The sequence below is a fragment of the Leptotrichia sp. oral taxon 879 str. F0557 genome (genome assembly GCF_000469385.1).
GTDB classification, from domain to species: Bacteria; Fusobacteriota; Fusobacteriia; order Fusobacteriales; family Leptotrichiaceae; genus Leptotrichia; species Leptotrichia mesophila.
The window spans coordinates 1-7,886 of the sequence record NZ_KI271284.1 but is presented as its reverse complement, the minus strand read 5'-3'; the positions used below and the strand labels follow the sequence as shown (position 1 = coordinate 7,886).

Below are 7,886 nucleotides of genomic sequence, written 5' to 3'. Positions count from 1 at the left end.
ATTTAGCTTTTGCCATTTTAATTTTTCCTCCATTTATTTTGATTTTTTGTTTTTTAATAATTTATTTTTATCATTTTGATTATAACATATCTAAAAAATAATTGCAAGCACGTAAAACTTTTAATTTTAAATTGAGAAAAACTCTATTTTTAAATTTCAAAAATTATAATAAATCAAGCAATGTTTTTTGGCGATAAACTTTTTCCCAGTCTGAATTAAATGTATCCATGCTCCAGTCTGTGTAAGGATGATAAATTAATTTTTCAAAAACGTCTGGAGCTACTGTTACAGATTTTGATCCAGCTAAAATTGCTTCATGAACTTGTCTTACATTCTTAAATGAAGCTCCTAATATTTTTGGCTCAAAAATTCTTTTGTACCGTGCCAGTTTTTCCTCATCAGTTTTTTTAGTCATTTCAAGGATTTTATATGCATCTTTTACAATTTCAATTCCATTTTCGCCAATGTTATCAGAACGATTGATATATGGAGCCATGTATTCTGCTCCTGCTTCAGCTGCCATAATTATCTGCTGAGGTGACAAAATACCTGTTGCAGTAATTTTATATCCATCTTTTGCCAAATTTTTTATAGCTTTTATACCTTCAGGCGTTACAGGGATTTTTGTATAAAGATTTTCTCCAAAAGTATCATGCAGAAGCTTCACTTCTTTTATCATTATTTCAGCTGTACTTCCCACAGCCTGTGCATGCACAATTTTATCTCTTCCAATAATATCAAAAATATCATTTATAATATCCTTAAAATCTCTTTTTTCCTTTGCAATAATAGTAGGATTTGTAGTTACACCTGCTATTGGAAAAATATCACTGATTTTTTTTATACTTTCTAAATTCGCCGTATCAATAAAATATTGCATTTCTGTCATCCTTTCTTTTGTTTTTTATATCAAATAGTTTAATATTTTAATTGGTTTCGTTTTATTTCGATACAATTTTAATATATAATTTAAGAAATGTCAATCTATTTTTTTAATTTTTTTGAAAATTTTTTGATTGAATAATTATTTTTTTTATAGTATAATTGTTATACAAGAAAACAATCATAATATGAAAAAACAACGACAAGAGCTAGCTCAATTTGGGCTAGTTTTTTTGTATTAAATTTTTATAACATTTTTAGGTTCGTTACCTAATTCATATTATGATTTGGGGTGATGTCCAATGAAACGGGATATAGTTTTTATATTAGTTCAACTTGTGGTTATTTACTACATCCTAAGCAGAAGATAACACCCCAAAACGAAAAAACATTTTCCCCTGCAATTATATTTATATTGCAGGTTTTTTATAATTTTTTATAAAATTAAATAAAACTATTGACAAATTTTCAAAAATAGGATAAAATCGAAATAGAAAGAAACAATTTGAAACTATAGATTTTTTAAAAAGAAAAAGAGGGAGATAATCTATGAGAGCATTAGTTACAGATATTGAAAGAGGAGCTACATTTGATGGACCAGGAATTAGAACAGTCGTGTATTTTAAAGGATGTCCACTTAGATGTCTGTGGTGTTCCAATCCTGAAACGCAAAAATTGGAAAATGAATTTTGGGATTATGATGGCTCTCTTTACAAAGGAAACAAAAATCCATGTTCTGGCTGTCCTGCCGCAAATTCACTAAAACAAGTTGCAAAAGACATGACATTGGAAGAAGTATTTGAAATCGTTATGAAAGATGAAAACTTTTATAGAAATTCTGGTGGCGGTGTTACATTGAGTGGCGGAGAAATACTTGTAAATTCAGCTTTTGCAATAGAACTTTTTGAAAAGTTAAAAGAAGAATATATTAACACGGCCATAGAAACGACAGGATATGGGAATTACAAGGATCTTGAAAATTTAGCAAAACTAACAGATACTGTATTATTTGATATAAAGCACTTAAATAGCCAAAAACATAAGGAATACACTTCTGTCTCAAATGAAATTATTTTAGAAAATCTTACAAAACTTTCAAAATGGCACAAAAAAATCATTATGCGATTTCCGTTTATAAAAGGAATTAATGATGACGAGAAGAATATTCGTCAAACAGCAGAATTCCTAAAAAAATTGAATCTTCTAGAAGTAAACATTCTCCCCTATCACACAATGGGATTAGAAAAATATAGAAAACTAGGTCGTGAATATCCTATGAAAACGTTGGAAAAACATACACAAGCGGAACTAGATAACGCTGTAGGCATAATGAACAGTTACGGATTGAAAGCAAAATTATATGGATAACGAAAATTAAAGATAATAAAAAAATGGAGGAAAAACAATGAAAGAATTTGTTTTGAAAAGCGAAAGAGTAAAAAAATTAAGAGAATCGGCTTTATCAAAATTTCCTGGTGTCAGTGTCGAAAGAGGAAGACTTTTGACAAAAGCATACAAAGAACACGAAGGAAAATCAAAATATATTGTTCGTGCTTATGCAGTTAAGGAAATTTTAGAAAATATGACAATTTATATAAAAGATGGGGAACTTGTCGTAGGAAATCAGTCTGTAGACGAGAGAACTGCTCCCCTTTTCCCAGAATATGCAGTAGACTGGATTATTGATGAAATCAAGACAAAAGGTAACTTTGACCATAGAGACGGAGATAAATTCAGAATACCTGAAGAAGAAATTCCAGAATTACTTGAAATATGCGAATGGTGGCGTGGAAAAACATTAAAGGATAAAGCTCACGCTCAAATGCCTCAGGAAATAAAAGAAGCTGGAATCGCAAAAATTATTCACGGAGAAGGAAATATGACTTCTGGTGACGGACACATTGTTCCTGATTTTAAAAAGGTTTTGACAAAAGGGCTAAAAGGTGTCATCGAAGAAGCTAAGGCTTCTATGGAAAAAGTAGACATTACAGTTTATGGCGGATACAATAAAATCGACTTCTTAAAGGCTGTACAAATTGTAGCACAGGCAACTATTAATTTTGCTCATAGATTTGCAAATTTGGCAAAGGAACTTGCTGAAAAGGAAACTGATTCCCAAAGAAAAGAAGAATTACTTCAAATTCACAAAAATTGTCTAAACGTACCAGAAAATCCTGCTCAGACATTTTGGGAAGGAGTACAAGCAATCTGGTTTATCCATCTAGTAATTCAGATTGAAAGCAATGGACATTCAGCTTCTCTTGGAAGAGTGGATCAATATTTATATCCACTTTACAAAAAAGAGGTACTGGAAGGTGATTTAGACAGAGAATTTGCAAAAGAAATGCTGCAATGTCTATGGGTAAAACTTTACTCTGTAATAAAAGTCCGTTCAACTTCGCATTCTGGTTATGGTGCAGGTTATCCAACTTATCAAAATGTTACAATAGGAGGATCGACTCCAAGCGGAAAAGATTCTACAAATGAATTAAGCTATTTAATACTGGAAAGTGTTGGAGAAAATAAGCTTACACAGCCAAACCTGTCAGCAAGATTTCACATAAATTCTCCAGAAAAATTTATTAGAAAATGTGCCGAAGTAGCCGCAACAGGTTATGGAATGCCTGCAATGCATACAGATGAAATAATAGTTCCTGCATTGTTAAATAAAGGCGTAAAAATTGAAGATGCCTACAATTATTCAATGGTTGGATGTGTAGAAGTGGCTGTTCCTGGAAAATGGGGATATAGATGTACTGGTATGACTTTCTTAAACTTTGTAAAAGCAACTGAACTTGTGTTGACCGATGGCTATGATGCTAGAACTGGACTTCAATTACTAAAAGCTGGAAAACTTACTGACTATGAAACTTACGATGATTTGTGGGAAGCATGGAAAAAATACATGAAACACTATACAAAATTATCAGTAGCACTTGACGCATTGTCTGATACACATTTGGAAGAATTCCCTGATATTTTATTATCAAGCCTTATTGATGACTGTATTGGCAGAGGACTTTCCGCAAAAGAAGGTGGAGCTGTTTATGACATCATTTCAGGTCTTCAAGTGGGAATTGCAAATGCTGCAAATTCACTATACGCTCTAAAAACTATTGTTTTTGATAATAAAATATTAACAAAAGAAGAAGTTTACAATGCCCTTCAGACAAATTATGCTGGAGAAAATGGACAACGAATTAGAAAAATATTGTTAGAAGTACCTAAATATGGAAATGATATTGATGAAGTGGATGTATTTGCTACAAATATTTACTGGACATATATTGATGAAATTCAAAAATATCATAATACAAGATATGGAAGAGGCCCTATTAATTGTGGTTACGGAGTTTCTACATCTGGAATCTCATCAAATGTACCAATGGGAACAGTGAGCGGTGCAACTCCAGATGGAAGATATGCCTATACACCAGCGGCTGAAGGTGGTTCACCAACTCAAGGAACTGACACAAATGGTCCAACAGCAGTACTAAATTCTGTAAATAAATTGCCAACTCTAATGATTACAGGTGGACAGTTATTGAATCAAAAATATCCGCCAGAATTAGTAAACACTCCAGAACAGTTTGAAAAATTTGTAAATGTAATAAAATCATTTATAAGTTCAAAAGGATGGCATATTCAATTTAACATTATTTCAGGAAAAACATTAAAGCAAGCACAAGTTGAACCTGAAAAACATAGAGATATAATAGTAAGAGTTGCTGGATACTGCGCTCAATTTGTTACACTTGACAGAACTACACAAAATGATATTATTTCAAGAACTGAACAAAGAATATAAACATTTATCTTTTAGATAATTTTTATATATAAGTTTTCTCTATACAAGAAGCCTAAAATTGCTAGCTTCTTGTATTTTTTATAATCTTTTAAGATAAGCAAATAAAAGAAAAAAAATTAAATCTCAAAAATATTTGTCTAAAATTTTAGACACATTCTAAAAATAATTTAACTAAAAAATTAAAAATTAAATTTTATAAAAATATATAGAAAAAACTTAAAAATAATGCTAAAATATTTACATTAAAATTATGTTTTATAAAAAAAATTTAATAGATAGAGGTGGAAAGTGAAAGAGAAAATTATTATTATCGATTTTGGTTCACAATACAGCCAATTAATTGCCAGAAGAATTAGAGAGATGGAAGTTTATTGTGAAATTGTGCCTTTAATTGATATTGAAAAAATAAAAAATAGAGAAGAAAAGGTAAAAGGTATCATCTTTTCAGGAGGTCCTGCTTCAGTTTATGAAAAAGGCGCTCCAACTGTAAATCCTGAAGTATTTAACTTAAATCTTCCGATTTTGGGAATTTGCTATGGAATGCAATTAATCACACACTTAAACGGAGGAAAAGTTGAAAAGGCAAATTCAAGAGAGTTTGGGAAAGCTGTATTAGAAGTAGAAAATAACGATAATCCTTTGTTTACAGGAGTAAAAAAATCTTCTAACATTTGGATGAGCCACAACGACCACATCACAGAATTGCCAACAGGCTTTGAAATTATTGCAAAAACAGATTCATCAGTCGCCGCAATTACAAACAACAACGGAATTTATGCACTTCAATTCCACCCAGAAGTAGTCCATTCTGAATGTGGAACACAAATTTTGGAAAATTTTGTATTTAACATCTGTAAATGTGAAAGAAACTGGAAAATTTCAAGTTTTATTACTGAAAAAACAAAATTTATCAAAGAAACTGTTGGAGATGAACATGTACTGCTTGCTCTTTCTGGTGGAGTGGATTCATCAGTTGCCGCAGTTCTAATTAACAATGCAATCGGACACCAGCTTACTTGTATGTTTGTAGATACCGGTCTTCTAAGAAAAGATGAAGGAAAAAAAGTTCTTGAATATTACAAAAAACACTTTGACTTAAACATTGTTTTTGTTGATGCAAAAGACAGATTTTTAAACAAATTAAAAGGTGTAGACGAACCTGAAGCCAAGAGAAAAATCATCGGAAACGAATTTATCGAAGTATTTAACGAAGAAATCAGAAAACTTAAAGGACAGGAAGGTGCAAAATTCCTAGCACAAGGAACAATCTATCCTGATGTAATCGAATCTCAATCTATAAAAGGCCCTTCGCACACAATAAAATCTCACCATAACGTAGGAGGATTGCCAGAAGACTTACAATTTGAATTACTTGAACCTTTAAAAGAATTATTTAAAGATGAAGTAAGAAAAGTAGGACATGAACTTGGACTGCCTGACACAATTATAAAAAGACATCCATTCCCAGGCCCAGGACTTGGAATCAGAGTTATCGGAGAAGTAACTCCTGACAAAGTAAAAATTCTTCAAGAAGCCGACGACATCTTTATCACAGAACTAATGGAAAAAGGACTTTACGACAAAGTAGATCAAGCATTTGTAACATTACTGCCTGTAAAAACTGTCGGAGTTATGGGCGACCAAAGAACTTATGAATACGTAGCAGCTATTCGTTCAGTAAATACTATCGACTTCATGACTGCCACATGGTCAAAACTGCCTTACGAATTCCTTGAGGAAGTGTCAAATAAGATTATAAACAAAGTAAATGGAATTAATAGAATCGTGTATGATATTTCTTCTAAGCCACCGGGAACTATTGAGTGGGAGTAATTTAACAAATACTTTTTAAGTAAAAAATAATAATAATCATAAAAGTAACAAATTTTTTTATGATATAAATAATTAATATACTAAAATAAAAAGGAGAATTAGAAATGAAAAATTTAAAAATTGTTATAGCTGGAATAATGGTTATGTTATCTGTTATTGGTATGGCAAGAACTGTGAGAAAAAATAGAAATCACAATAACAATAATTCTACACCGCCTGTAGTAAGTACACCAAATCCTGCTTCAGAATTTTGCCAAAAACAAGGTGGACAATCTATCAATGTTAAAGGTAAAAAAGGTGAATATGGAGTCTGCAAGCTAAAAGACGGAACAGCCGTAGAAGAATGGGAATACTACAGACAAAATAATACTACTAGAGACTTCGAAAAACAAGTTATAGGAACACCAAATCCTGCTGCAAAATTCTGTGTAGATAAAGGTGGAAAGTCTATTACTGTTAAAGACAGTAATGGTAACGAAAAAGGTGTATGTAAATTTAGAAATGGTACACAAATTGATGAATGGGATTATTACAGACAAAATAACTAATAATCTTAAACTTTTTATTATTAACAAAGACAAGGCTGTTTCATAATTATGAGACAGTCTTTTTTTATAAAAATTTAAGATAAAATTCTAATTTGAGATACCATATATTATGGAAAAAATAATAATACTAAAACCCATTAAACTAACTGAAAATAATGAGATATAATAAATAGAGTACTGAAAATGATAAAAACATACGAAATAAGAATAATTAGAAAAATAATAAAAAACAAAAATGAAAATATAAGAGATATGGACAAAAAGAACAAGGAAATAGCTAAAATTTTAGATGTTCATCATAAAGTTGTGAGCAAATGGATAATCATATTTTTCAGAGCAAAGAATACAAGGAGTTTGTGAACAGACCAAAGAGTGAAAATCATAAAAATATGACATTTGAAGAGGAAGAGGAGTTTCTGAAACGGTTCAAGGAAAGAGAAGGAAAAGGTGAATTACTAAGCACAAATGAAATAAAAGAGGTATAATATTGAACCAATTAGACATAACATAAATCAAAAGATTTAAAGATGCTTAGAAACATTATAATAGCATATTTACACCACAAATCTGAACTAAAAAAAGCAGATCTAACAACAGGATATTCAAGACACTAAATGCTGTAGTTGACGAGTTTGTGATACTATAATTCCATTTTACAGATGAACTGCTAAAAAGCATAACTCTTCATCAATAGACTCATTCTGTTAATTAGATGGAGTTTAGTAGACCTGATTGAAACCTATAGTTCAAAATTATAAATTGCACAAATCAACGAGAATCTATCTCATGGAAAATTTTCTTCTCTTGTTTCTGTA

7 protein-coding genes are annotated in these 7,886 nt (G+C 30.8%); 6 read left to right on the top strand and 1 reads right to left on the bottom strand.

Annotated features, from left to right (window positions below; genetic code table 11):
• Positions 1-163 precede the first annotated feature (163 nt).
• The gene (locus HMPREF1552_RS00270; protein WP_021743014.1) at positions 164-889 is read right to left on the bottom strand and encodes a transaldolase family protein; all 726 of its coding nucleotides are present in this window, start codon (positions 887-889) and stop codon (positions 164-166) included.
• Between the two features lie 542 nt (positions 890-1,431).
• On the opposite strand from HMPREF1552_RS00270, the gene HMPREF1552_RS00265 reads away from it, so the two are divergent.
• The 6 genes from HMPREF1552_RS00265 to HMPREF1552_RS12865 all read left to right on the top strand — a co-directional run bounded on the left by HMPREF1552_RS00265 (position 1,432) and on the right by HMPREF1552_RS12865 (position 7,556).
• Positions 1,432-2,250 carry a glycyl-radical enzyme activating protein gene (locus HMPREF1552_RS00265; protein ID WP_021743013.1) on the top strand — a complete coding sequence of 273 codons (819 nt, stop codon included), beginning with the start codon at positions 1,432-1,434 and terminating at the stop codon, positions 2,248-2,250.
• Positions 2,251-2,287: 37 nt separating this feature from the next.
• Positions 2,288-4,690, top strand: coding sequence for a glycyl radical protein (locus HMPREF1552_RS00260; protein ID WP_021743012.1), 2,403 nt, complete (start codon positions 2,288-2,290; stop codon positions 4,688-4,690).
• 288 nt (positions 4,691-4,978) lie between these two features.
• The gene (gene guaA / locus HMPREF1552_RS00255; protein ID WP_021743011.1) at positions 4,979-6,523 is read left to right on the top strand and encodes a glutamine-hydrolyzing GMP synthase; all 1,545 of its coding nucleotides are present in this window, start codon (positions 4,979-4,981) and stop codon (positions 6,521-6,523) included.
• Between the two features lie 104 nt (positions 6,524-6,627).
• Positions 6,628-7,071, top strand: a complete 444-nt coding sequence (locus HMPREF1552_RS00250) for a DUF333 domain-containing protein (protein ID WP_021743010.1) — start codon at positions 6,628-6,630, stop codon at positions 7,069-7,071.
• A gap of 183 nt (positions 7,072-7,254) precedes the next feature.
• A complete protein-coding gene (locus HMPREF1552_RS11960; RefSeq protein ID WP_021743009.1) occupies positions 7,255-7,431 on the top strand; it encodes a hypothetical protein in 177 nt (58 codons plus the stop codon).
• Complete coding sequence (locus HMPREF1552_RS12865; RefSeq protein ID WP_255349256.1) at positions 7,428-7,556, top strand: hypothetical protein; 129 nt, start codon at positions 7,428-7,430, stop codon at positions 7,554-7,556. Before HMPREF1552_RS11960 ends, HMPREF1552_RS12865 begins: the two co-directional genes overlap by 4 nt.
• Positions 7,557-7,886: the final 330 nt, after the last annotated feature.